A 22,422-nucleotide genomic window follows, 5' to 3' on the forward strand; every position below is an offset into this window, starting at 1 on the left:
CCGTGTCAGGCGTCCGAGACCGAGTCGAACGGCACCTGGCCGCGCGTGACGCCCCGTGCGTCCGCGTCCACCGAGCGGCGCAGTGCCTCGTGCAGTTTCGCCGGCGTCAGCACGCCCAGGAACCGCGCGCCGTCCAGGACCGCGACCCACCCGGCGTCGTACTGGAGCATCACTCCGAACGCCTGCTTCAGCGGGGCGCCCACAGGCACCCACGCGGTCATCCGGTGCGCGAGGTCCCCGACGGTGCCGCCGGCGGCCAGCTCGTCGATGCCGACCCAGCCGTGCAGATCGCCCTGCGTGTCGAGGACGACCGCCCACCGGGAGCCCTCGGCCCGCAGCCGCTCCACGGCACCTTCGGCGGGCTCGTCCAGGCGGGCCACGGGAGGCTGTTCCAGATCGTCCGGCTCGATCGCGGTGACCGACAGCCGCTTCAGCCCGCGGTCGGTGCCCACGAACGCGGCGACGTACGGCGTCGCCGGTGCCCCGAGCACCGCCCCCGGCGTGTCGAACTGCTCGATCCGGCCCTGCCCGTACACGGCGATCCGGTCGCCGAGCCGGACGGCCTCCTCGATGTCGTGCGTGACCAGCAGCACCGTCTTGCGCACCGCGTCCTGCATCCGCAGGAACTCGTCCTGCAGCTGCTCGCGCACCACCGGGTCGACCGCCCCGAACGGCTCGTCCATCAGCAGGACCGGCGGGTCGGCCGCGAGCGCCCGGGCCACGCCGACCCGCTGCCGCTGCCCGCCGGACAGCTGTTCCGGGTAGCGGGGCCCGTACGTCTTCGGGTCGAGCCCGACCAGATCGAGCAGTTCGGCGGCCCGCGCGCGGGCCTTGGCCCGCTTCCAGCCGAGCAGGGCCGGCACGGTCGCCGTGTTGTCCAGGACGGTGCGGTGCGGGAAGAGCCCGACCTGCTGGATGACGTACCCGATACGGCGGCGCAGCCGTACCGGGTCGACCTCGGCGATGTTCTCGCCGCCCACGAAGATCCGGCCGGAGGTCGGTTCGATGAGCCGGTTCACCATCATCATGGTGGTCGTCTTGCCGCAGCCGGACGGGCCGACCAGCGTGACGAGTTCGCCCTCGGACACCTCGAAGGAGAGGTCGTCCACCGCGGTCGTACCGTCCGGATACCGCTTGGTGACCTGCTCGAACCGGATCATTCCCTCAAGCTAGCCACTCGGTGTGCCGACCGCGCGCTCAGTCGCCCGAGGCGCTGAGCAGCACCACCTCCAGGGTGCGCGGCCCGTGCACGCCCTCCACCCGGTCCAGTTCGATGTCGCTGGTGGCGGAGGGGCCGGAGATCCAGGTCAGCGGGCGAGTGGGGTCGAGGCGTTCGAGGGCCTGCGGGACGGAGGAGACGACCTGGTCCGGCACCCTGACGACACAGATGTGGTGGTCGGGGATGAGAGAGATGCGGCGCCTGCCCTGGTCCGGGGAGCCGTCGAGGACGATCGTGCCGGTCTCGGCGATCGCCACCGCGCAGCCCGTGACCACGCTGCCCACCTGGTCGAGCCGGTGGGGTGTGACCGACGCCCGGTCGTGGATCCGCACCGGATCGGCGGCGGACAGCCACTCCGGAGGCAGCCATGGCGGCACCAGCATCTCCGGCGAGCCGCGCTCCGCCAGCAGCCGCATGATCAGATACGGCAGCTCCTCCTCGTCGGTGCGGTGCACGATCGCCCGGTAGTCCGCGAGGTTCTCGGCCAGCAGCTCCACCGTCTCCGCGACCGTGCGCTCGCCGTGCTCCCGCAGATAGTCCCTCGGCACAGCCTGCTCGTACGGCGTGTCGTCGGCCGGTACGTCGGCGAGCGCGCGCCGCACCCGGCCCAGGATCCGCTCCCTGCTGCTCATTCCGCCCCGTCCCTGCTGCTCACTTCGCCCGGTCCCTGCTGTTCACTTCGCCTCGTCCTTTCCGCCGCGCGTACGCTGCCACCAGTCCCGGAACGGCTCCTCCGGCACCGGCGGCAGGTCCCGGGTCCCGGTCCACGCCCGGCCGGGGCCGGGCAGCGAGCGCGGAAGCAGCCGGCGGGTGCGGGAGGCGAGCCGCTGGCCGGAGCGGAGCGCGCCCGGATGCGCGAACGTCCAGCGTGCCGCCCGCATGGCCGCGCGCTCGGCCGCGTGCCCCTTGGCCGGCTTCAGCACCACCCGGTTGCCCTGCCGGACCGCCGGACCGCCCTCGACCACCCGCTCCCGCAGATGCACCAGCACCTCGGGGATGTCGATGGCCACCGGGCACACCTCGTAGCAGGCCCCGCACAGCGAGGACGCATACGGCAGCGAGGCATCGATCTCGCTTGCCGTGCCCCGGAGTTGAGGGCTGAGGATGGCGCCGATCGGGCCGGGATACACCGAGCCGTAGGCATGGCCGCCGGCCCGCTCGTACACCGGGCACACGTTCAGGCAGGCCGAGCAGCGGATGCAGCGCAGCGCCTGGCGGCCGACCTCGTCGGCGAGCGTGTCCGTGCGGCCGTTGTCCAGCAGCACGAGGTGGAAGGCGCGCGGGCCGTCCTCGTCGGTCGTGCCGGTCCACATCGACGTGTACGGGTTCATGCGCTCCGCCGTCGAGGAGCGGGGGAGCGTCTGGAGGAAGACCTCCAGGTCCCGCCAGGTGGGCACGATCTTCTCGATGCCGACGACGGAGATCAGCGTCTCGGGCAGGGTCAGGCACATGCGGCCGTTGCCCTCGGACTCGACGACCACCAGCGTGCCGGTCTCGGCGACCATGAAGTTGGCGCCGGAGATCCCGACCTTGGCCCGCAGGAACTTCTCCCGCAGATGCAGGCGGGCCGCCTCGGCCAGGTCGGCGGGCGTGTCGGTCAGGTCCTCGGGGGCCGGGCGGCCCCATGCGCCCATCTCGGCGCGGAAGATGTCCCGGATCTCGCCCCGGTTGCGGTGGATGGCCGGGACCAGGATGTGCGAGGGGCGGTCCTTGCCCAACTGCACGATCAGTTCGGCGAGATCGGTCTCGTAGGCCCGGATGCCCTCCGCCTCGAGGGCCTCGTTGAGTCCGATCTCCTGCGTGGCCATCGACTTGACCTTGACGACCTCCGACTCGCCGGTGGCCTTGACCAGTTCGGCGACGATCCGGTTGGCCTCGTCCGCGTCCGCCGCCCAGTGCACGGTGCCGCCCGCCGCCGTGACCGACTCCTCCAACTCGACGAGATACCGGTCGAGATGGCGCAGCGTGTGGTCCTTGATCCGCCTGCCGGCCTCCCGCAGCGCGGCCCAGTCGGACAGCTCGGCCACGGCCTTCGCCCGCTTGGCGCGGATGGTGTGCGTGGCGTGCCGCAGATTGCCGCGCAGGGTGCGATCGCGCACCGTCTCGCGCGCGGCGACTGGAAACGCCGGCATTCCCACGAACGTCCCGCTCATACGGCCGGTTCCTCCTCCGTGCTCGCCAGGATCTCCGCGATGTGCACCGGCCGCATGCCCGTGCGCAGCCGGCTCATGGTGCCGCTGATGTGCATCAGACAGGAGTTGTCGGCGGCGCACAGCACCTCGGCGTCGGTCGACTCCGCGTTGCGTACCTTGTCCGCGCCCATCGCCGCCGACACCTCGGCGTTCTTCACCGCGAACGTTCCGCCGAACCCGCAGCACTCCTCGGCCCCCGGCAGCTCGACCAGCTCGAGACCCTTGACCGCGCGCAGCAGCCGGAGCGGACGGTCGCCGAGGCCCAAGGAGCGCAGCCCGTGGCAGGTCGGGTGGTAGGTGACGGTGTGCGGGTAGTAGGCACCCACGTCCGTCACGCCCAGCACGTCCACCAGGAACTCCGTCAGCTCGTACGTCTTCGGGACCACCGGCGCCAGGGTGGCCGCCAGCGCGTCCCCGCGCCTCTCGGCCCGCGCCCGCTCGCCCAGACGCGGATACAGCTCCCGCACCATCGCCCCGCACGATCCGGACGGGGTCACGATCGCCTCGTACTCCCCGAAGACCTCGGAGAACCGCCGGGCCAGCGGCTCCGCCTCGTGCCGGTAGCCGGTGTTGTAGTGCGCCTGTCCACAGCAGGTCTGGCCCATCGGGAAGTCGACGTCGACGCCCAGCCTGGTCAGCAGTTTCACCACCGCTCGGCCGGTGTCCGGATAGAGCGTGTCGTTGACACAGGTCAGGAACAGGGCGACACGCATCGCGGCTCCTCGTGGTCTGTCAGCGGACGACTGCAGGGTAAGGGGCGGACGCCGCCGAGGGCGGAGCGAGGCTCACCGCGCGGCGAGCCGGGCCTCCGCCTCCCGCCAGGGCGCGGTGTCGCCCCGGGGCGCGTACCGGGTCAGCGGCTGGGCACGGGTCAGCAGCCGATGTGGAGGAGACCGAGACCGAGGGCGGACCCAGCGCCCATGAGCACCGGCGCGTGGTGCTCCAGCCGGAGCTGGTGTCCGCCGTTCCAGCCTCGCCGGCCGCTGACCGGCTGTTCAGTGACAATCCATGATCCCGGGGGTCGGCCCCCGGCCTTCCATGTGCTGAACTGGGACTCGTCCGTCCCAACCGTCCCGGGAGACCCGTTGAGCCTCAGCTATCGCCAGCCCGGCGTCGTCCTCACCGACCGCCACTTCACCGTGCCCCTCGACCACGCCGACCCCGGCGGCGAGAGCATCGAGCTTTACGCCCGCGAGGCGGTGGCGAGCGACAAGGCGGGGCAGGACGACCTGCCGTGGCTGGTGTATCTGCAGGGCGGCCCCGGCTTCGGGGCGAATCGTTTCGTCGGACGGCAGTCCTGGCTCGACCGGGCCCTGAAGGACTACCGGGTCCTCCTCCTCGACCAGCGCGGCACCGGACGCTCCACGCCCGCCACCCGGCAGACCCTGCCCCTGCGCGGCGGCCCGGCGGAACAGGCCGCCTACCTCGGCCACTTCCGCGCCGACTCGATCGTCCGGGACTGCGAGGCCATCCGCCCCCAGGTGACCGGCGGCGCCCCCTGGACCGTGCTCGGCCAGAGCTTCGGCGGCTTCTGCACGGTGTCGTACCTCTCCCTGGCCCCCGAGGGCATCGACACCGCGATCATCACCGGCGGCCTGCCCTCCCTGCACGCCCACGCCGACGACGTCTACCGGGCCGCCTACCCGCGCATCGAACGCAAGGTGAACGCCCACTACGCCCGCTACCCGCAGGACGCCGAACGGGCCCGCCGCATCGCCGACCACCTGCTCACCCACGACGTCGTCCTGCCCGGCGGCTACCGCCTCACCGTCGAGGCCTTCCAGTCCCTCGGCCTGATGCTCGGCACGAGCGACGGCAGCCACCGTCTGCACTACCTCCTGGAGGACGCCCTCGTCCGCACCCCCGGCGGCATGGAACTCTCCGACGCCTTCCAGGAGCAGGTCCAGAGCCTCCTGTCGTACGCCGGCCACCCGCTGTACGCCCTCGTCCACGAGACGATCTACGGCCAGGACCCCCGCCCCACGGACTGGGCCGCCGAGCGCGTGCGCGCCGAGTTCCCGCAGTTCGACGCGGCCAAGGCACTCGCCGGCGACGCCCCGGTCCTGTTCACCGGCGAGACCGTCCACCCCTGGACCTTCGACAACGACCCCGCCCTGCGCCCGCTGCGGGAGACGGCCGACCTGCTCGCCGCCCGCACCGACTGGGAGCCCCTGTACGACCCCGCGCGCCTCGCCGCCAACGAGGTACGCGTCGCCGCGGCCGTCTACCACGACGACATGTACGTCGACACCGGGCACTCCCTGGAGACCGCCCGCGCCATCCGCGGCCTGCGCACCTGGGTCACCGACGAGTTCGAACACGACGGCCTGCGCACCGGCGCACCGCGGGTCCTGGACCGACTGCTCGCCCTCACTCGCGACGAGGTCTGAAGCACCGGGCACGGCAGCGCCCCTTCAGGGGCGCGGGGCTGTGTCCGATATGCGGCTCCGCCGCGTGGGCGCGACCAGCCACCGACGGCCCGCACCCGCCAGACGGCCGACGTAGGCAGACGATGGTGCGGTCTTTCGCGGCCCGACCCGCGGAGCGAATACGCTGGTCCGCCATGACCGAGGCGAAGATCAGTGAGTTGCAGCCCCTGCCCGACGACTGGCAGCGCGCCCTGGCCGTGGTGGCCCATCCCGACGACCTGGAGTACGGCTGCTCCGCGGCCGTCGCCGCCTGGAGCGACGCCGGCCGCGAGGTCGCCTACGTACTGGCGACCCGCGGCGAGGCCGGCATCGACACCCTCGAACCCGCCGTGTGCGGCCCGCTGCGCGAGCGCGAGCAGCGAGCCAGTGCCGCCGTGGTCGGCGTCACCACCGTGGAGTTCCTCGACCACCAGGACGGCGTCATCGAGTACGGCCCCGCGCTGCGCCGGGACATCGCCGCCGCGATCCGCCGGCACCGCCCCGAACTCGTCATCACCCTCAACCACCGTGACACCTGGGGCGGTGTCGCCTGGAACACCCCCGACCACGTCGCCGTCGGCCGCGCCACCCTGGACGCCGCAGCGGACGCCGGGAACCGCTGGATATTCCCCGAACTCGCCGAGCAGGGCCTCGAGCCCTGGAACGGCGTCCGCTGGGTGGCCGTCGCCGGCTCGAACCGGCCCACCCACGCCGTCGACGCCGGCCCCGGCCTGGAGCGGGCGGTGCGCTCCCTGCTCGAACACCGCACCTACATCGAGGCGTTGACCGCTCAGGACCCGGAGGCGTACGTCCGTGACTTCCTGACCGAGCACACCACGGCCGCTGCCCAGCACTTCGGAGGCAGGCCCGCGGTGACCTTCGAGGTGTTCGGCCGGTAGCACGACGGCCCCGGGGCCGACGCGAGTTGACCCTCCCCTTACGTCAGGCTTGAAGCTGTGAGCGGACGAAAGGGCAGGCACATGGGGTACTCGGTGGGGCAGGTGGCGGCGTTCGCGGGGGTGACCGTGCGGACGCTGCACCACTACGACAAGGCGGGGCTGCTCTCGCCCGGCGACCGCAGCCGCGCCGGCTACCGCCTCTACAGCGACGCCGACCTGGGCCGGCTCCAGCAGATCCTCTTCTACCGGGAACTCGGCTTCCCGCTCGACGAGATCACCGTCATCCTGCGCGACCCGGGGGCCAGCGCCCTGGACCATCTGCGGTCCCGGCAGCGGCAGTTGCGCGAGGAGATCGACCGGCTGGAACGCCTGGCCGAGGTGGCCGAGCAGGCCATCGAGGTGCAGCGGACCGGAGTGACGCTCACGCCCGAGGAACGGTTCGAGGTCTTCGGCGAGATCTCCTTCGACCTCAGCTACGCCACCGAGGCACAGCTGAAATGGCAGCACTCGGCCGCGTACCGCGAGGCCATGGCACGGGCCGGAGCCCACAGCAAGGAGGACTGGCGGCAGCTGATGAGCGAGGCCGCCGCCTGGCGGGTCGAACTGCTCGCCGCCTTCGACACCGGTGAACCCGCCGACGGGAAGCGCGCGACGGACCTCGCCGAGGAACACCGCCGCCACCTCACCCGCTGGTTCACCCCCTGCCCGCCGGACATGCACCGGCGCATCGCCGACGACGTCGCCGCCGACCCGCGCGCCTTCGCCCTCCTCGTCCCGCCGTCACAGCAACGCCCCGGCCTCGCCGCCTATGTGAGCAAGGCGATCCACGCCAACGCCTCCCGCCGTGACGGCTCCCGCACCGATGACGAGGAGCACCCATGAGAATCCTGATCGCCACGGCCGGCTCCCGCGGCGACGTCGCGCCCTACACCGGCCTGGGCGTCGCCCTGGCCGGCGCCGGACACGAGGTCACCCTGGCGACCACCGACACGTTCGCCGCCCTCGCGCACGACGCCGGGCTGGGCTTCACGCGGCTGCCCGCCGACCCGCGGGCCCACGGCGGAGCGGGCAGCGGACGCGAACTGATGCGTACGGCCGCCGCGTTCGTCACCGAACTCGGCCGGGGCTTCGCCGACGCGGTCGCCGAGGGCACGGACCTGCTCGTGCTGTCGGCCACGACGGCCCCGCTCGGCTGGCATCTGTCCGAGGCCGGAGGCATCCCGAGCCTGGGCGCGTATCTCCAGCCGAACGCGCCGACCGGCGACTTCCCGCCCCCCGTCATGGCCGCCCGCCCGCTGGGCCGGGCCGGCAACCGGCTGGCCGGCCGGTTCGCCCTGCGCATGGTCGACCGGATCTACGCGCAGGCGGTCACCGGGCTGCGCCGTGACCTCGGACTGGCGCCCCTGTCCGCGCGTGCGACGCGCCGGCGTCAGGAGCGTGCCGACTGGCCCGTGCTGCACGGCTTCAGCACGGCCCTCGTGCCCCGGCCCGCCGACTGGCGCCCCGGACTGCGGATCGCCGGCACCTTCTGGCCCCATGTTCCCGACGGCGAGCAACTCCCCACCGTCGTCGAGGACTTCCTGCGGGCCGGACCCCGGCCGGTCCTCGTCGGCTTCGGCAGCATGGCGAGCGGGGAGGGCGAACGGCTCGGCGAGATCGTCGTAGGGGCCCTGCGGCGGGCCGGGCTGCGCGGCATCCTGCAGTCCGGAGCCGCCGGGCTCGCCGCCGACGCGGACGACGTGCTCACCGTCGGGGACCTGCCGCACGCCCTGCTGTTCCCACGCCTGGCCGCGGTCGTCCACCACGCCGGGGCGGGCACCACGGCGGCCGCGCTGCGCGCCGGGGTGCCCTCGGTCGCGGTGCCGGTCACCGCCGACCAGCCGTTCTGGGCCGCCCGCCTCGCCGCGCTCGGGGCCGCCCCCGACCCGGTCCCGCTGCGCGCCCTCACCGCCGAGCGCCTCGCCGCCGCCCTGGAGCGGGTGACCGGCTCGCAGTCGTACGCGCGGGCCGCCGTACGGGCCGCGCAGCACATGGCGGGAGAGGACGGAACGGGGCTGGTGGTCAAGGCGATCGACCGGCTCGCCGGGGGATGAGTCCCTCGGATCGCCGGAGGCAGGGCCCGCCGCGGCCGTCGCCGCCGTGAACGGCCCGGCACGGGGCAGCCGCGCAGGTCAGTAGGCTTGACGGCATGCCGGAACAGATACCGACCGACCATGCCGACCTGCGCGGTGACTGCGGCCAGTGCTTCGGCCTGTGCTGCGTCGCGCTGCCCTTCGCGCGCTCCGCCGACTTCGCGCTCGACAAGCCCGCCGGCAAGCCCTGTCCGAACCTCCAGGGCGACCACCGCTGCGGCATCCACAGCGACCTGCGTGAGAAGGGCTTCACCGGCTGCACGGTCTACGACTGCTTCGGCGCGGGACAGAAGGTCTCGCAGATCACCTTCGGCGGGCAGGACTGGCGGACGGGGCCCAATGAGCACGCCCGCACGATGTTCGACGTGTTCCCCGTGGTCCGCCAGCTCCACGAACTGCTCTGGTACCTGACCGAGGCGCTCGGCCTGGACGCCGCCCGGCCCGTTCACGCCGACCTGCGCGCGGCACGGGAGAAGACGGAACGCCTGAGCCTCGGCACACCCGAGGAACTGGCCGCGCTGGACGTGGCCGCCCTCCGGCAGGAGGTCAACGTCCTTCTGCTGCGCACCAGCGAGCTGGCCCGTGCGGGCGTCACCGGCGACGACGGGAACAGGCAGGGCAAGGGAAACAAGCCCGGCAAGGGAAGCAAGGGCAAGAACGGCAACGGCAAGAACGGCAAGGGGAAGGACCGCAGGGGCGCGGACCTGATCGGCGCCCGGCTGCGGGGCGCCGACCTGCGCGGGGCCACCCTGCGCGGCGCCTACCTCATCGCCGCCGACCTCACCGGCGCCGATCTGCGCGACACGGACATGATCGGCGCCGACCTGCGCGACGCCGACCTGACCGACGCGGACCTCACCGGCGCCTTCTTCCTCACCCAGCCCCAGCTGAACGCGGCACGCGGCAGCGCCGGCACCCGGCTCCCGGCGTCACTCACCCGCCCCGTGCACTGGACAGCGCGCGGCTGACCCGGCGCCGTCGTCCGGCACGGTCACCGGGGCAGCGGTGCCAGCGGGCAGGGTGCGTCGCTCCAGGCCCAGCCGCAGCCCCTCCGGCATCACCGTCAGGCGTTCGGTGACCTGGAGCCGGTAGGCCGGGTCGGGCCGCAGCTCGTAGCGGCGCAGCAGCAGGCCGAGCACCAGGGTCGCCTCGTGCAGCGCGAACTGGCGGCCGATGCAGGCCCGCGCGCCGGTGCCGAACGGCTTGAAGGTGTGCGGCTGTCGGGCCCGTACGGCCTTGGCGTCGAACCGGTCGGGGTCGAAGCGCTCGGCGTCCTCGCCCCACACCTCGGGGTCGCGGTGCAGCAGCGGCAGCAGCACCAGCGTCCAGGCGCCCCGGCGCATCGGGTGCTCCCCGGCCAGCACCGTGTCGTGCCTGGCCTCGCGGGCGTAGGCCGGCGCGGTCGGCCACAGCCGCAGCGACTCGTCCAGCACCCGGCGCAGGTAGCGCAGCCTGGCGACCTGGTCGTAGCCCGGTGCGGGCGTGTCGCCCCAGACGCGGTCCACCTCGGCGCGGGCCCTGGCGGCGATCTCCGGATGCCGGGCGAGGTAGTACAGGGCGAAGGAGAGCGCGCCCGAGGTGGTCTCGTGCCCCGCGACCAGGAACGTGATCACCTGCCTGCGGACGTTCTCCGGCGACAGCCGCTCCCCGGTCTCGGGGTGGGCGGTCTCCAGCATGCGGTCCAGCAGGTCCCCGGCGCCGCTGCCGGAGCCGTGCCGGGTGGCCACCAGCTCGTCGACCGTCCGGTTCAGATAGGCGATGTCGGCCGCGTTGCGCCGGGCGGCGCCGCGCAGCAGCAGCGGGGCCAGCGGCCCGGGCACGCTGTTCAGCCGCTGGGCGTAGGTCAGCGTGCCCACCATCGCGGAGACGAAGGGATGCGGCCGGTCCCGCTCGAAGGAGCCGAAGTCGTGCCCGAACCCGGTGCGCGCGATCGTCTCCAGGGTCAGCTTGGTCATGTCCCCGGGCACGTCCACCGTGCGCCCGGCCGCCAGCTCGGTGTCCCAGTGGTCGGTCAGCCGCCCGGCGACCGACAGCATCATCCCGTGGTACGTCTCCATGGCCTCCCGGCTGAACCCGGGCGCGAGGACGTCGTGCGCGAGCTGCCAGTTCGGCTCGTGGTTGTACGCCGTGAACAGCCCGTCCCCGACGACCGGCCGCAGGTTGGCGACCCCGAGGCCCACGTGCTTGGCGAACCGGGACTCGTCCGCGAGGTCGGCGGCGAGCCGCGCACCCCACACGAAGACGAACTCGTTGCCGAACGCCCGGCGCCGGAAGATCGGGCCCAGCTCGCGCCCGAAGCGCATCGAGTCCTGCAGGGGCCGGCGCCGGTCGACGCCCAGCACATCGCCGAGCAGCGGCACCCGGCGCGCCGGATGCGGGATGCGGTGCAGCTCCGGCCATCCCTGCTCCGCGCCGCGGAACCCCTTCGGCAGCCCGGTCTCCGTCGTCTCCGCCATGACGCGATCTCCCTTGATCCAGCGGACGGTCGTACCCCTGACGCGCACGTGTTGTACGTGAGTTCAATAACCTGTTTCAGTCTGGTCCGCTTGTTGAACCGACGTCAAGTAAAGTGGCGGCATGGCCGCGAACGAGGGGGAGCGCGCCCGGCGCCGACTCAGTACCGAGGAGCGCCGTGAGCAGCTGCTGTCGGTCGGGGCGCGGCTGTTCTCGGAGAGTCCGTACGACGACGTGTGGATCGAGCAGGTCGCCGAGATCGCCGGGGTCTCCCGCGGGCTGCTGTACCACTACTTCCCGAACAAGCGGGACTTCTTCGCGGCGGTCGTGGAGCGCGAGAGCGAGCGGATGCTGCGCATGACGGCCGCGGTGCCCGGTGTGCCGGTGCGCGAGCAGCTCACCGCCGGGCTCGACGTCTATCTCGGCTACGTCGAGGCCCATGCCCACGGCTTCCGCGCCTTCCACCGTGCCGACGCGGCCGGTGACCAGGCCGTGCGCCGCGTGTATCAGCGGGCCCTCGCCGCCCAGGAGCAGCAGATCCTCGCCGCCCTGGCCGCCGACCCCGAGTTCGGGCCGGTCCTGGAGGACGGGCCCCAGGTGCGCCTCGCCGTGCGCGGCTGGCTCGCCTTCACCACCGCCGTCTGTCTGGAGTGGCTGCGGGACGGCGAGCCGACCCGGGAGCAGGTCCGGGACCTGTGCGCCCGCGCCCTGCTGGGCGTCCTCGCCTGACCCCTTTCGCCGGCCCCTTCCACTGACTCCTTCCGGCTTGCTCCGTCCGCGTGACTCCCTCCGCCGGTGGGGCGTGGTTGGCGTGCGCCCGGATCTTCGATAGGTTAGGCAAGGCTTACCTAAGGAGGCTCGGGATGGGTGACACGCAGGACTGGGCGGCCGGACCCGGCGCGGCGGAGCGGGCGCGGTCGGTGCTCGCCGCCGCGTGGTCGTGCGCGGTGACCGCGGAGGGTGCCCGCGAGGAGTACGTCGGCGCGCACGCCGTGACCGAGGACGGCGGGGTGCTGCTGGAGGTGCCCGAGGACAGCGCCCTGTTCGCGGCGGCGCTGTGCGCGCCGCGCGGGGAGCCGTCCGCCGTGCTGGAGTTCGCCGACGTGGCCCCCGTCCCGGTGCGGCAGCGGATCCGGGCCCGGCTGTGGCTCGCCGGCTGGTTCAGCCGGGCCGCCGACGGATCGCTGCTCCTGCGGCCCACGCGCGTGGTGCTGCGCCGGCCCTCCGGCGCCGTTCTCGTCGACCTCGACGAGTTCACCGCCGCCCGGCCCGACCCGCTGACCGACGCCGAGGCCGGGCTGCTGACCCACCTCGCCGACGCCCACCCGGACGCCGTCGAGCGGCTCACCCGGCTCGTGCGGCCCGGGAGTCTGCACGCCGCGACCCGGGTGACGCCCCTCGCCGTCGACCGGCACGGCCTCACCCTGCGCATCGAACGCACCCGCGCCCACGGTGACGTGCGCCTGCCGTTCCACACCCCCGCCGACGACGTCACCCAACTCACCGAACGCATGCACGCCCTCCTGGCCCAGGCCGCCACCACCACCTGCCCCCGCGCCCTGCAGCGCCACCGCGCAGACGACGACAGCTGACGCGGAACCGCCGACCTGTCCTACAGCGGCAGCGCGCAGACGGCGACCGGGGAGGGGAACGGCCGGCCCGCGAGGCGGAGTTCGCCGGTGTCGGGGTCGACGTGGAAGACGGTGACCGTGCCGGAGCGCTGGTTGGCGGCGAAGAGGAGGCGGCCGTCGGGGGAGAAGGCGATCTGCCGGGGGAAGTCGCCGGCCACCGGCACCGTGCCGAGGAGGCGCAGGCGGGCGCCGTCGGCCTCGACGGCATAGCGCGCGAGGCTGTTGTGGCCGCGGTTGGCGAGGAAGGCGTACGAGCCGTTCGCCGTCACCAGGATCTGGGCCGGGTAGTTGGTGCCGCCGGCCGAGCCCGTGGACTGCGGGGCGCCGATCGTGAGACGGCCCGCGGCGGGGTCGTAGGCGCAGACGGCGACCGTGTCGTCCACCTCGTTGGCCAGGTAGGCGTACCGGCCGCCCGGGTGGAAGGTCAGATGGCGCGGGCCCGCTCCGGGCCGGGTGTGCGCCTGGGCGACCTCGGTGAGCGTGCCCTTCGACAGGTCCAGGCGGTACGTGTAGACGGTGTCGGTGCCCAGGTCGACGGCGAGGACGTGGCCGCCGTCGGGGCTGGTGATGAACTGGTGTGCGTGCGGGCCCTGTTGGCCCGGTCCCGGCGGCGGGGATGTGTGCGTCACCAGGGCGGTGCGCTCGCCGAGGGCGCCGGAGGCGTCGATGGGGTGCACGGCCACGCTGCCCGACTGGTAGTTGGCGCTCAGCAGCCAGCGTCCACTCGGGTGGACCGACAGATGGCAGGGGCCCGCCCCGCCCGTGCCGCGGCTGCCGAGCACGCGCCGGTCCGCGAGGCGTACGGCGGTGACCGCGCCGTCCGCCCGCTCGTCGACCGCGTACAGCGTGCGGCCGTCCGGGTGCCGGGCGAGGTACGACGGGTCGGGGACGCCGGTCAGCGTCCCCGCGCCGGTGATCCGGCCCGTCGCCGGGTCGTACGAGGCGAGCCCGATGCCGGTGCCGCCGCCCTCGACGGAGGTGTACGTGCCGAAGTAGAGGGGGCGGGGCCCGGAGGGCTTGCGGGGCGGCGGCGCCGCCGTCCGCTCGTCCGGCGCAGGGGCTCGGTTCGCCGGGGTGCTGTCGGTCGAAGCGCCGTCCGTCGGCGGGGCCGCCGGTGCGGGCATCGCCACGACCGCGGCCAGGCCCGCCACGGCTCCGACGAACCGGCGCCGGCTCAGGCCCCCGCCGGGGTCCCGGCCGCCCCGGAGCAGGGGAGACCCCTCTCGCGGCGGCCGCGCGTCCATGTCCATGCCGTACCTCAGGTCGTCCATTGCCCCCGGCCTTGAGGGTCACCTTGGCGTGGATCGGCCCTCAAAGGCAAGACGAGCAACAGGCGTTGCGGAGAGTGCAACGGGCGCCCGTGGCTACCACTCCCCGTCCTCGACCGGCTTTCCGGGCGCGTCCTTCAGCGGCATGACCTGGCCGGGGGACGGCTGCTGCCACGGGTCCAGATCGTCCCCGAGCCAGTCACCGACCGGCTTGACGCCCTCCAGGGTGTCCGTGGGGGCGAGGTCCTCGGCGTCCGCGTCGTAGTAGTCGTACCAGGGCAGTCCCGCGCTGGTGTACGCCGCCCGGTCCACCGGCGACGGCGGGGGTGCCTCGCCGGTGATGCGACGCCACTCCGGGGGCGTGACCAGATGGACGAAGACCCGTCCGGCGGGCGTCTTCGACCAGTCCTTGAGCGGCCGGTCGTCCTGGTACACCTCCTGCCGCATCGAGCCGCCCACGCCGAGGCCCATGGCCGCCGCGCGCCGAGGGGGACCCGCGGCCGGCGGGGCCGAGGGGGCCGGCAGTGCTCCGCCGGGGGCGGCCGCGGCCATCGGCGCGGGACCGCCGTAGGCCGCGGCGGGCGGCGGCCCGCCGTAGCCGGCGAAAGGCCCCGCCGCCCGCGCCCGCTCCTGTTGCTCCCGCTCCCGGCGCCGCCACTCGGCGAGGACGTCCTCCCGCAGCGGGAAGGCCTGGAGCTGGACGCCGCCCCAGGTCTCCTCGCCGGTGACCTGTCCCTCCACGGTCGCGCCGAGCCCGAGCGGTACGGCGACGAACTGGCGGACCGTGCCCTTGCCGGAGTTGATCCCGTCCAGCCAGGGCTGGCGGGGCACCACCACGTAGTTCTGCGGTCGGCGGGTGAGACCGTCGCGCCACTTCTTCCCGGAGACGGCGCACACCTTGCCCACGCCCACCTGGAGGGCGGCCGGTTCCGTCGTACCGCCGAAACTCAGCCACATCGCCTCGCGCAGGTACACCGGCAGCATCACGCCACCGCGTGCCCGCCACTCCGGCGGCACCGAGTCCGCGTAGTCCGCGACCCGCCGGACGGGGAACTCGCCCAGTCCCGGCGGCAGCGGATGCGTGCCCGACTCGGGCAGCCGGAGCGTGCGCACGAACCGCACCGCCACCCCACCGCCCAGCCGCAGCGTGTTCCCGTCGATCCGTACGCCCGTGTCGGCCATCGGCCCGTTCCCTCCCGTACCGGTGATGCCTCGTACCCGGTGACCTCGTTCGCCGAGAACCGTCGCCACCGAGAACGCTCGTCATCGAGAACGCTCGCCGAACCCGGCGCGGTTCCGCCACAGGTCCTCCTGGACGCCGAGGCGCTCCCGCAGCCGGTGCATCCACGGCCGCTTCGACCGCTGCTCCCGGGACACCCGGTCCAGCTCCTCCAGCAGGCGGCGGGTGCGGTGCTCGGTGTCGAGTTCGTCGATGATCCGGGTCACCTCGGTCAGCACCGCGCCCATCAGCTGCCAGTTCGCCCAGTCCTCGCCGACCTCCTCCCGGAGCAGCTCGGCGAGCCGGTCCCGGGTGGCCGCCGCCGTGTGCAGTTCGGCCGTGAGCCGGGCCTCGGCCGACTCGGCGTTCTGGCTCAGATCGGTGGTGACCAGCACCGCGAAGCTCACCACCGCGTCGGCCATCTCGGACAGCAGCTGCTCCACGGTGGCCCCGATCCGGGCCGGGAACAGCTCTTCGGAACCGCGGGCCTTCGCCAGGTCCGTGAAGGTACGGGCCAGCACCCGCAGGACGACCGTGCAGATCTCCAGGGTGTCCAGGCCGGTGCGCAGCACCACCCGGTGCAGCAGGCCCTCCCTGACCCGCGGGTTGAGCCGCAGGCTGTCCTCGGCCTGCCGCAGCGCCGCGTCCACCTGCACGATGTCGTGATCCAGGCGGCGCGCCTCGTGCAGCCGCTCGGCCGCCCGCTGCCAGGGGATGCGGCCCGCGGCCTCCTCACCCATCCGCAGCATCAACTGGCGCACCCGGCGGGCCAGCCCGTCGATCGACCGGGCCGCCTCGTCCACCCACACCGGTGGCGGCAGCAGCAGATTGCAGGCCATTCCGACGACCGCGCCGATCAGCGTCTCCACGATCCGCGCCCATGCGGTGAACCCGACCGTGGTGACCCCGAGCACCAGCATCGCGCTGATCGCGACCTCGGCGACGTACTCGTCGACGCGCACCAGATGGCCCACGGCCAGTGAGGCCACGATCAGCAGTGCCAGGCTCCACCAGGTCAGGCCCACCAGCAGGCTGAAGAGGATCGCGACGAGGACGCCGGCCACCACGGAGTTCACCCGGCGGATGCCGTTGGTGAGGGTGGCGTAGAAGGTGACCTGGACGACCAGCAGCGCGGTCAGCGGGGCGGTGAGCGGGGCCGGCTCCGGGCTCAGCCGCAGCGCGATGACATAGGCGATCGTCGCCGCCGCGGCCGACCGCAGCGTCTGCACGACCACCGGCTCCCTGCGGCGCCCCACCAGGCGCCGCAGTCCCGCGGTCCACTTCCGTACGTCTGGCATCCCTTGGCCTGTTCCCGTTCCTCGCCCGCGTCGAACGCGGCCGAAGGAGGCCCAAGGAGGCCGGGAAGGTTGGGTCAGACGTACAGCTTGTCGACGAAGGCGGACAGATTGCCCGTCGTCCGGGCGATCTGCTCCTCGACGGTCAGGCTCTCCTCGAACCGGGTGCCCGACTGCGGCACCTTCTTCCCGCGGACGTACAGGGAACACGCCAGGTCGGTGCACATGTACACGCCGACCGAGTTGCCCTCGCGGCCGGCGGTGCCCGCTTTGCGCGCCGTCATCAGGGACACCCCGCCGCCGGGGTGGGTCGTCAGGCACACCGAGCACATGCTGCGGTGCAGGAACCCGCGCTGCGAGGCCGGGAAACGCAGGGCCACGCCGACGAGCCGGCCGTCCCGTTCGGTGACCAGATAGCTGCGGTCGGGTGCCCCGGGATCCCGCCAGCCGAGGAAGTCGAGGTCGTCCCACGGACGTTCGTCGAGGTCGCGCGGGACGGCCAGGCGCTTGGCCTCGCCCTTGGAGCAGTTGATGAACGAGGTGCGGATGTCCTGCTCGGTGAGCGATTGCATGGGGGAGTCCCTTCGGATCCGGGTTACCTAGGGTGTCTAGGTTCATGAGCATCTTATTTAGGCAGAAGAGGGTGAGCCAACGGATTTCCCGCCACCACCCCGCCTGCTTAGCTCAGAACATGAAATAAGGGTTGGTATAAAGTCGCCTCCAGCTGCCCGGGGAGGTATGTTGCAGGTCGGGCAGGGGGCGAAGGGAGCCACATGGCGGGGCGGAACGGGCGCACGGTACGCGACCTGAGGCGGGGCAACCGGACGGCCGTGCTGCAACGGCTCTACTTCGACGGCCCGCTCAGCCGCTTCGAGCTGGGCCCGGCCACGGGGCTCAGCTCCGGCTCGGTGAGCAACGTGGTCGCCGACCTCGTCGCCGACGGGCTGGTCGAGGAGGCCGGCAGCGTCGATTCCGACGGCGGACGCCCCCGCACGCTGCTGCGGGTGTCCCCGCACAGCGGCCAGATGATCGGCGTCGACGTCGGCGAGACCCGGGTCCGCGTCGAGCTGTTCGACCTGGCCCTCACCGAACTCGCCCGCACCGAGCGGCCGTTGACCCCCCAGGGTTACGACGTCGACGTCATCGTCGGCCACATCCGCGACGGCATCGCCGAGATCCTCGCGGTCGAGGAGGCCGTTCCCGAGCGGCTGCTCGGCGTCGGTGTCGGCGTCCCCGGCATCGTCGAGCACACCGCCGACCGGGGGGCCGTCGTACACGGCCAGACCATCGGCTGGAGCGCGGTCCCGCTGGAGCGGCTGCTCCGCTCCACCTCCCAGCTCCCGGACACCGTCCCGTACTTCATAGACAACGGCGCCAAGACCCTGGGGCAGGCCGAGATGTGGTTCGGCGCCGGGCGCGGCGCCCGCAACGCCGTGGTCGTGCTCTTCGGCTCCGGCGTCGGCGCCTGCCTGGTCACCCCGGAGGTGGAGCACGGGCGGGCCGTCGAGTGGGGCCATCTGACGGTACGGGTCCGCGGGCGCCGCTGCCGCTGCGGTGCCCCGGGCTGCCTGGAGGCCTACGCGGGCGCCGAGTCGCTGCTGGCCCGCTGGCGCGAGGAGGGCGGCCGGCCGCCGGAGGGCACCGACGAGGAGACCGCGCTCACCGCGATGCTCGCCGCCGCCTACCCGCCCGAGGGCACCGAGCCCGACCCGGTCGCGCTCGCCGTGCTGGAGGAGACCGCCGAGTACCTGGGCGCCGGCCTGTCCGACCTGATCAACCTCTTCCAGCCCGAGCGGATCCTGATCGGCGGCTGGGCCGGACTCCAGCTCGGCACCCGCTTCCTGCCCGCCGTACGCCGGCACGCGGCCACGTACGCGCTGCGCCACCCGGCCGACAAGGTCACCATCGACCTCGGCCGACTGGGTCCCGACGCGGTCACCGTCGGCGCGGCGATCCTGCCCCTCGCCGACTTCTTCGCCCGGGGCGGCCGTCGTGCCGAACAGGCCGCCGACGACCGCCACCCGGTATGGCGGTCCGCGCTGGCGGACCGTGCGCCGCGCTGAGTGCGCACGAGGCCGCACCGAGCGGCATCAGCCCGCGCTGGGTCACATGGAAAGCCCCGGCCGTGACGGGGGAATCACGACCGGGGCGGCCAGGTGGTGGGCACGCATGGCGCTCGCCTCTCGGCGAAAGGCTCCACAGGGCTTCAGCCGAACGATCGTCCCTGTGGGCAAAAGGTGAGGCCCGGGGACACTGTCCCATCCGCACCCACGGTTTGTTCAACGGGCAACCACGTCGTGGTGTTCCACCGGGTGTCGTGATGTGGGTCACGCCCGCGTCCAGTCCAGCAGCTCCTCCGCCGACCAGGTGGTCACCACCCGCTCGGCGGGCACCCCGCACTCCTCGGCGCGGGCGCAGCCGAAGAGCTGCCAGTCCAGCTGGCCGGGCGCGTGCGCGTCGGTGTCGATCGCGAACAGCACCCCGGCCGCGACGGCCTCGCGCAGCAGCCTCCTCGGCGGGTCCAGCCGCTCGGGACGGCTGTTGATCTCCACCGCGGTGCCCGACTCGGCGCAGGCGGCGAACACCTCCTCCGCGTCGAACTCCGACTCCGGCCGGCCGCGGCCCGTGACCAGGCGTCCGGTGCAGTGGCCGAGGATGTCCGCGTGCGGGTTCCGTACGGCGGCCACCATCCGCCGGGTCATCGAGCGGGCGTCCATCCGCAGCTTGGAGTGCACGGACACCACGACGACGTCCAGCCGCTCCAGCAGCTCGGGCTCCTGGTCCAGCGAGCCGTCCTCCAGGATGTCGCACTCGATGCCCGTGAGCAGCCGGAACGGCGCCCACCGCGTGTTCAGCTCTGCCACCACCGCCAGCTGCTCGCGCAGCCGCTCCGGGCTGAGCCCCCGGGCCACGGTCAGCCGCGGGGAGTGGTCGGTCAGCGCCGTCCACTCGTGGCCGAGCCGGGCCGCCGTCCATCCCATCTCCTCGATCGGGCTGCCGCCGTCCGACCAGTCCGAGTGCGTGTGGCAGTCCCCGCGCAGCAGCGCCCGCAGCTCGGTGCCGCCCTCGACGGGGAGCGGCGCCCCCGCCTCCTCCTCCAGCTTCCGCAGATAGCCGGGCACCTCCCCGGCCAGGGCCTCGCGCACCACCTGGGCGGTCTTGGGTCCGACCCCCTTCAGCGACTCCAGCGTCCCGGCCGCCGCCCGCTGGGCGACCTCCTCCTCGGGCAGCTCCGACAGCACCCGGGCGGCGGTGCGGAAGGCCCGTACCCGATAGGTGGGCGCGAGCGCGCGCTCCAGCAGAAAGGCGATCCGGTCCAGGGCCGCGACGGGATCCATGGTCACCTCCAGCTCCCCACGGACCTCTCCAGGGTCTCCCCATGGACCCCTCCAGGGTCTCCCCATGGACCTCCAGGGTTCCCCAGGCCCGCCCCCGCCGCACGACGACGGCCCCGAGCCCGACCCCCCGGCCGGACCCGGTTCCGACCACCTGGACGGGGCCCGAGGACGAGTCGTCCGCCCGCGTCGCGTTCTAGGCTCTATTGCATGACCGAACAATCAGCTCCCCATATCTCGTTCCCGCGGGTCTTGGTGCTCGGGTTGTGTCCCGGCAAGCCGGGCGAGCCACCGTTCCGGATCGTGGAGATCGACGGTCAGGTGGTCGGGGAGGCCACCTCCATCACCGACGTGCTGGAGACGGCCGCCATGCACGGGATCACCATCCACGACCTGGACGACCCGGAGGTGGTCCGCTGGGTGGGAGGCGGCAAGTTCCGCTGGAAGCTGCACTGAGCCGGGGGCGGCTCAGCCGACCGTCCACTTCTGGTTGGCGCCCCCGGTGCAGGTCCAGATCTGCAGCCGGGTCCCGTTGGCCGAGTTGTTCCCGGTCACGTCGAGACACTTGTTCGCCTGTGGATTGACGATGTCGTGCGCCGCCGAGACGGCCCACTTCTGGTTGGGGCCGCCGGTGCAGTCCCACAGCTGGACGGTCGAGCCGTCCGCCGTGCCGTTGTTCGTGACGTCCAGGCACTTGCCGAGCGCCCGGACAGTGCCGTCCGAGCCGACCGTCCACTGCTGGGCGGCGGTGCCGTTGCAGTCGTAGAGCTGGACCGGGGTGCCGTTGGCGGAGTTCGCGCCGGCCACGTCCACACACTTGCCCGCGAGGCCCCGGATGGGCACGCCGGCCGCGCTGTCGCTCGTCCGCACCGAGACCGAGTCGACCACCAGCTGCTGCGGGAACTGCGTCGAGCTGTTCGGGTCGCCGGGCCAGTAGCCGCCCACCGCCAGGTTCAGGATGAGGAAGAACGGCTTGTTGAACACCCAGGTCTTCCCGCCCAGATCGGCCGGCGTGCGCCGCTGGTAGACGTTCCCGTCCACCGACCAGGTGATCGAGTCGGGCGCCCAGTCGACGGCGAAGGTGTGGAAGGCGTCCGCGAAGGCCTGTCCGTTCGGCAGCGAGTAGGGGGCGCCTATGCCGCCCGAGCCGGAGTAGCCGGGGCCGTGGATGGTGCCGTGCACGGTCGAGGGCTCGAAGCCGACGTTCTCCATCACGTCGATCTCGCCCGAGTCCGGCCAGTTCACCGGCGTGCCGAGCATCCAGAACGCGGGCCACATGCCCTGCCCCCGCGGGATCTTCATCCGGGCCTCGACATGGCCGTACTGGGCGTTGAACTTCCCGGCGGTGTTCAGCCGGGCCGAGGTGTACTGACAGCTGCCGTACCAGCACTGGTAGCCCGCCGGGTTCTCCTTGCGGGCCGTGATGACCAGGTGGCCCTGGCCGTCCAGGGCCGCGTTCTTCGTGCCCGAGGTGTAGTACTGCCGCTCGTGGTTGTTGACGTTGTCGCCGGTCTCCAGCGTCCACTTGGAGGAGTCGACCGCGGCGCCCGCGGGCCCGTCGAAGGTGTCGGAGAACGTCGCCACGGCCGCGGCGGTCCGCGCGGCCGGCGCCTCGGTCTGCGCGCGGGCCGGGCCGACGGCGGCCGAGCCGACCAGCGCGGCGGACAGGGCGGCGAAGAGGCAACTGCGGAGCAGGCGTGGGGAGGCCATGACTCTCCGTTCACGGTGGGGGGTGTGATGCCTCTTGATTTAAGGAGTGAGATAAGAGGGCGTCAAGACCTTGGTACAGACCGGTAGTTGAGACCTTGGTACGGGCCGGTGGCCGAGACGTTGGTGCGACCCGGCGGTCGGCACCTCGGTGTGGGCCGGTGGTCGAGCGTCCCTCGCTCTCACAGCGAGCCGGACGCGGCCTCGGAGTGCTCCAGGGCCGCGTCCAGCGTCGGGTGGGGCGGCAGTAACCGGGACAGTCCGGTGACCCGGAAGACGCGGAGGGTCAGCGGGTGGGTGCACACGAGGTGCAGCCGCCCGCCGCGCTCCAGCACCCGGCCGCGGGCCCGGTAGACCAGCCGCAGCCCCGAGCAGTCGAAGAACTCGACGGACCGCAGGTCCAGCACGAGCCGGACCCCCGGCCGGGCGGTCACCCCGTCCAGGTACGGGGCGATCTCGTCGGCCGCCGCGATGTCGATCTCACCCCGGAACTCGAACACGGTGTGCCCGCGGTCCTCACGCACGCGCAGATGCCGGGTGAGCGGTGTGGGCTCCTGTCGCACCGCGGCGTCACCTCCCACCCGCGCCCGGAAATCGCATCCCCGACCGTCAAGTTACCCTCGATGGAAGGAATTTGAGCATGTTCGATTGACATATGTCTTC

At 73.0% G+C, this 22,422-nt stretch carries 21 protein-coding genes; 9 read left to right on the forward strand and 12 right to left on the reverse strand.

Annotated elements, in window-relative coordinates:
• Positions 1-5 precede the first annotated feature (5 nt).
• The 4 genes from ABZ865_RS21585 to ABZ865_RS21600 are packed head-to-tail and all read right to left on the reverse strand — an operon-like array spanning position 6 to position 4,124.
• Positions 6-1,160 carry a betaine/proline/choline family ABC transporter ATP-binding protein gene (locus ABZ865_RS21585; RefSeq protein WP_361232464.1) on the reverse strand — a complete coding sequence of 385 codons (1,155 nt, stop codon included), beginning with the start codon at positions 1,158-1,160 and terminating at the stop codon, positions 6-8.
• A gap of 37 nt (positions 1,161-1,197) precedes the next feature.
• Complete coding sequence (locus ABZ865_RS21590; protein WP_361232467.1) at positions 1,198-1,851, reverse strand: lactate utilization protein C; 654 nt, start codon at positions 1,849-1,851, stop codon at positions 1,198-1,200.
• A 42-nt stretch (positions 1,852-1,893) separates the two neighbouring features.
• The gene (locus ABZ865_RS21595; RefSeq protein ID WP_361232471.1) at positions 1,894-3,372 is read right to left on the reverse strand and encodes a LutB/LldF family L-lactate oxidation iron-sulfur protein; all 1,479 of its coding nucleotides are present in this window, start codon (positions 3,370-3,372) and stop codon (positions 1,894-1,896) included.
• Positions 3,369-4,124 carry a (Fe-S)-binding protein gene (locus ABZ865_RS21600; protein ID WP_361232474.1) on the reverse strand — a complete coding sequence of 252 codons (756 nt, stop codon included), beginning with the start codon at positions 4,122-4,124 and terminating at the stop codon, positions 3,369-3,371. The genes ABZ865_RS21595 and ABZ865_RS21600 overlap by 4 nt, the downstream gene beginning before the upstream one ends.
• Before the next feature lie 372 nt (positions 4,125-4,496).
• Between ABZ865_RS21600 and ABZ865_RS21605 the strand changes: the two genes are divergently transcribed.
• From ABZ865_RS21605 to ABZ865_RS21625, 5 genes are all read left to right on the forward strand, one after another.
• Positions 4,497-5,801 carry an alpha/beta fold hydrolase gene (locus ABZ865_RS21605; protein ID WP_361232477.1) on the forward strand — a complete coding sequence of 435 codons (1,305 nt, stop codon included), beginning with the start codon at positions 4,497-4,499 and terminating at the stop codon, positions 5,799-5,801.
• Positions 5,802-5,974: 173 nt separating this feature from the next.
• Positions 5,975-6,718 carry a PIG-L deacetylase family protein gene (locus ABZ865_RS21610; protein ID WP_361232481.1) on the forward strand — a complete coding sequence of 248 codons (744 nt, stop codon included), beginning with the start codon at positions 5,975-5,977 and terminating at the stop codon, positions 6,716-6,718.
• Between the two features lie 81 nt (positions 6,719-6,799).
• Complete coding sequence (locus ABZ865_RS21615) at positions 6,800-7,600, forward strand: MerR family transcriptional regulator (protein WP_361233605.1); 801 nt, start codon at positions 6,800-6,802, stop codon at positions 7,598-7,600.
• Positions 7,597-8,811 (forward strand): glycosyltransferase, encoded by a 1,215-nt coding sequence (locus ABZ865_RS21620; protein WP_361232484.1) that lies wholly within the window; start codon positions 7,597-7,599, stop codon positions 8,809-8,811. The genes ABZ865_RS21615 and ABZ865_RS21620 overlap by 4 nt, the downstream gene beginning before the upstream one ends.
• Positions 8,812-8,906: 95 nt before the next feature.
• Positions 8,907-9,818, forward strand: a complete 912-nt coding sequence (locus tag ABZ865_RS21625) for a pentapeptide repeat-containing protein (RefSeq protein WP_361232487.1) — start codon at positions 8,907-8,909, stop codon at positions 9,816-9,818.
• Here the strand turns inward: ABZ865_RS21625 and ABZ865_RS21630 are convergent.
• Entirely contained in the window at positions 9,780-11,306 is a 1,527-nt protein-coding gene (locus ABZ865_RS21630; protein ID WP_361232490.1) for a cytochrome P450, read from the reverse strand. The genes ABZ865_RS21625 and ABZ865_RS21630 overlap by 39 nt on opposite strands.
• 121 nt (positions 11,307-11,427) lie before the next feature.
• Between ABZ865_RS21630 and ABZ865_RS21635 the strand changes: the two genes are divergently transcribed.
• Together ABZ865_RS21635 and ABZ865_RS21640 are read left to right on the forward strand one after the other, a co-directional pair.
• On the forward strand, positions 11,428-12,033 hold the full coding sequence (locus tag ABZ865_RS21635; RefSeq protein WP_361232493.1) for a TetR/AcrR family transcriptional regulator: 606 nt from the start codon (positions 11,428-11,430) through the stop codon (positions 12,031-12,033).
• Between the two features lie 134 nt (positions 12,034-12,167).
• Positions 12,168-12,896 (forward strand): DUF2470 domain-containing protein, encoded by a 729-nt coding sequence (locus ABZ865_RS21640; RefSeq protein WP_361232495.1) that lies wholly within the window; start codon positions 12,168-12,170, stop codon positions 12,894-12,896.
• A 20-nt stretch (positions 12,897-12,916) separates the two neighbouring features.
• Here the strand turns inward: ABZ865_RS21640 and ABZ865_RS21645 are convergent, their stop codons facing one another.
• From ABZ865_RS21645 to ABZ865_RS21660, 4 genes are all read right to left on the reverse strand, one after another.
• Positions 12,917-14,059, reverse strand: coding sequence for a lactonase family protein (locus ABZ865_RS21645; RefSeq protein ID WP_361233607.1), 1,143 nt, complete (start codon positions 14,057-14,059; stop codon positions 12,917-12,919).
• A gap of 240 nt (positions 14,060-14,299) precedes the next feature.
• Positions 14,300-15,385 carry a hypothetical protein gene (locus ABZ865_RS21650; protein WP_361232498.1) on the reverse strand — a complete coding sequence of 362 codons (1,086 nt, stop codon included), beginning with the start codon at positions 15,383-15,385 and terminating at the stop codon, positions 14,300-14,302.
• Between the two features lie 81 nt (positions 15,386-15,466).
• Complete coding sequence (locus ABZ865_RS21655) at positions 15,467-16,720, reverse strand: aromatic acid exporter family protein (RefSeq protein ID WP_361232501.1); 1,254 nt, start codon at positions 16,718-16,720, stop codon at positions 15,467-15,469.
• 74 nt (positions 16,721-16,794) lie between these two features.
• On the reverse strand, positions 16,795-17,289 hold the full coding sequence (locus ABZ865_RS21660; protein ID WP_361232504.1) for an FBP domain-containing protein: 495 nt from the start codon (positions 17,287-17,289) through the stop codon (positions 16,795-16,797).
• A 201-nt stretch (positions 17,290-17,490) separates the two neighbouring features.
• Here ABZ865_RS21660 and ABZ865_RS21665 point away from each other — a divergent pair, with 201 nt between their 5' ends.
• Complete coding sequence (locus tag ABZ865_RS21665; protein ID WP_361232507.1) at positions 17,491-18,780, forward strand: ROK family transcriptional regulator; 1,290 nt, start codon at positions 17,491-17,493, stop codon at positions 18,778-18,780.
• A 264-nt stretch (positions 18,781-19,044) separates the two neighbouring features.
• Here the strand turns inward: ABZ865_RS21665 and ABZ865_RS21670 are convergent, their stop codons facing one another.
• Positions 19,045-20,055, reverse strand: a complete 1,011-nt coding sequence (locus ABZ865_RS21670) for a PHP domain-containing protein (RefSeq protein ID WP_361233610.1) — start codon at positions 20,053-20,055, stop codon at positions 19,045-19,047.
• 207 nt (positions 20,056-20,262) lie between these two features.
• Between ABZ865_RS21670 and ABZ865_RS21675 the strand changes: the two genes are divergently transcribed.
• Positions 20,263-20,508, forward strand: coding sequence for a hypothetical protein (locus tag ABZ865_RS21675; RefSeq protein WP_361232510.1), 246 nt, complete (start codon positions 20,263-20,265; stop codon positions 20,506-20,508).
• A 12-nt stretch (positions 20,509-20,520) separates the two neighbouring features.
• Here the strand turns inward: ABZ865_RS21675 and ABZ865_RS21680 are convergent, their stop codons facing one another.
• Together ABZ865_RS21680 and ABZ865_RS21685 are read right to left on the reverse strand one after the other, a co-directional pair.
• Positions 20,521-21,762, reverse strand: coding sequence for a family 16 glycosylhydrolase (locus ABZ865_RS21680; protein WP_361232513.1), 1,242 nt, complete (start codon positions 21,760-21,762; stop codon positions 20,521-20,523).
• 179 nt (positions 21,763-21,941) lie between these two features.
• Positions 21,942-22,322, reverse strand: a complete 381-nt coding sequence (locus ABZ865_RS21685; protein ID WP_361232516.1) for an anti-sigma factor antagonist — start codon at positions 22,320-22,322, stop codon at positions 21,942-21,944.
• Positions 22,323-22,422 lie beyond the last annotated feature (100 nt).

Origin of the sequence: Streptomyces sp. NPDC047085, assembly GCF_040643735.1 — a bacterium.
Classification (GTDB): Bacteria; Actinomycetota; Actinomycetes; order Streptomycetales; family Streptomycetaceae; genus Streptomyces.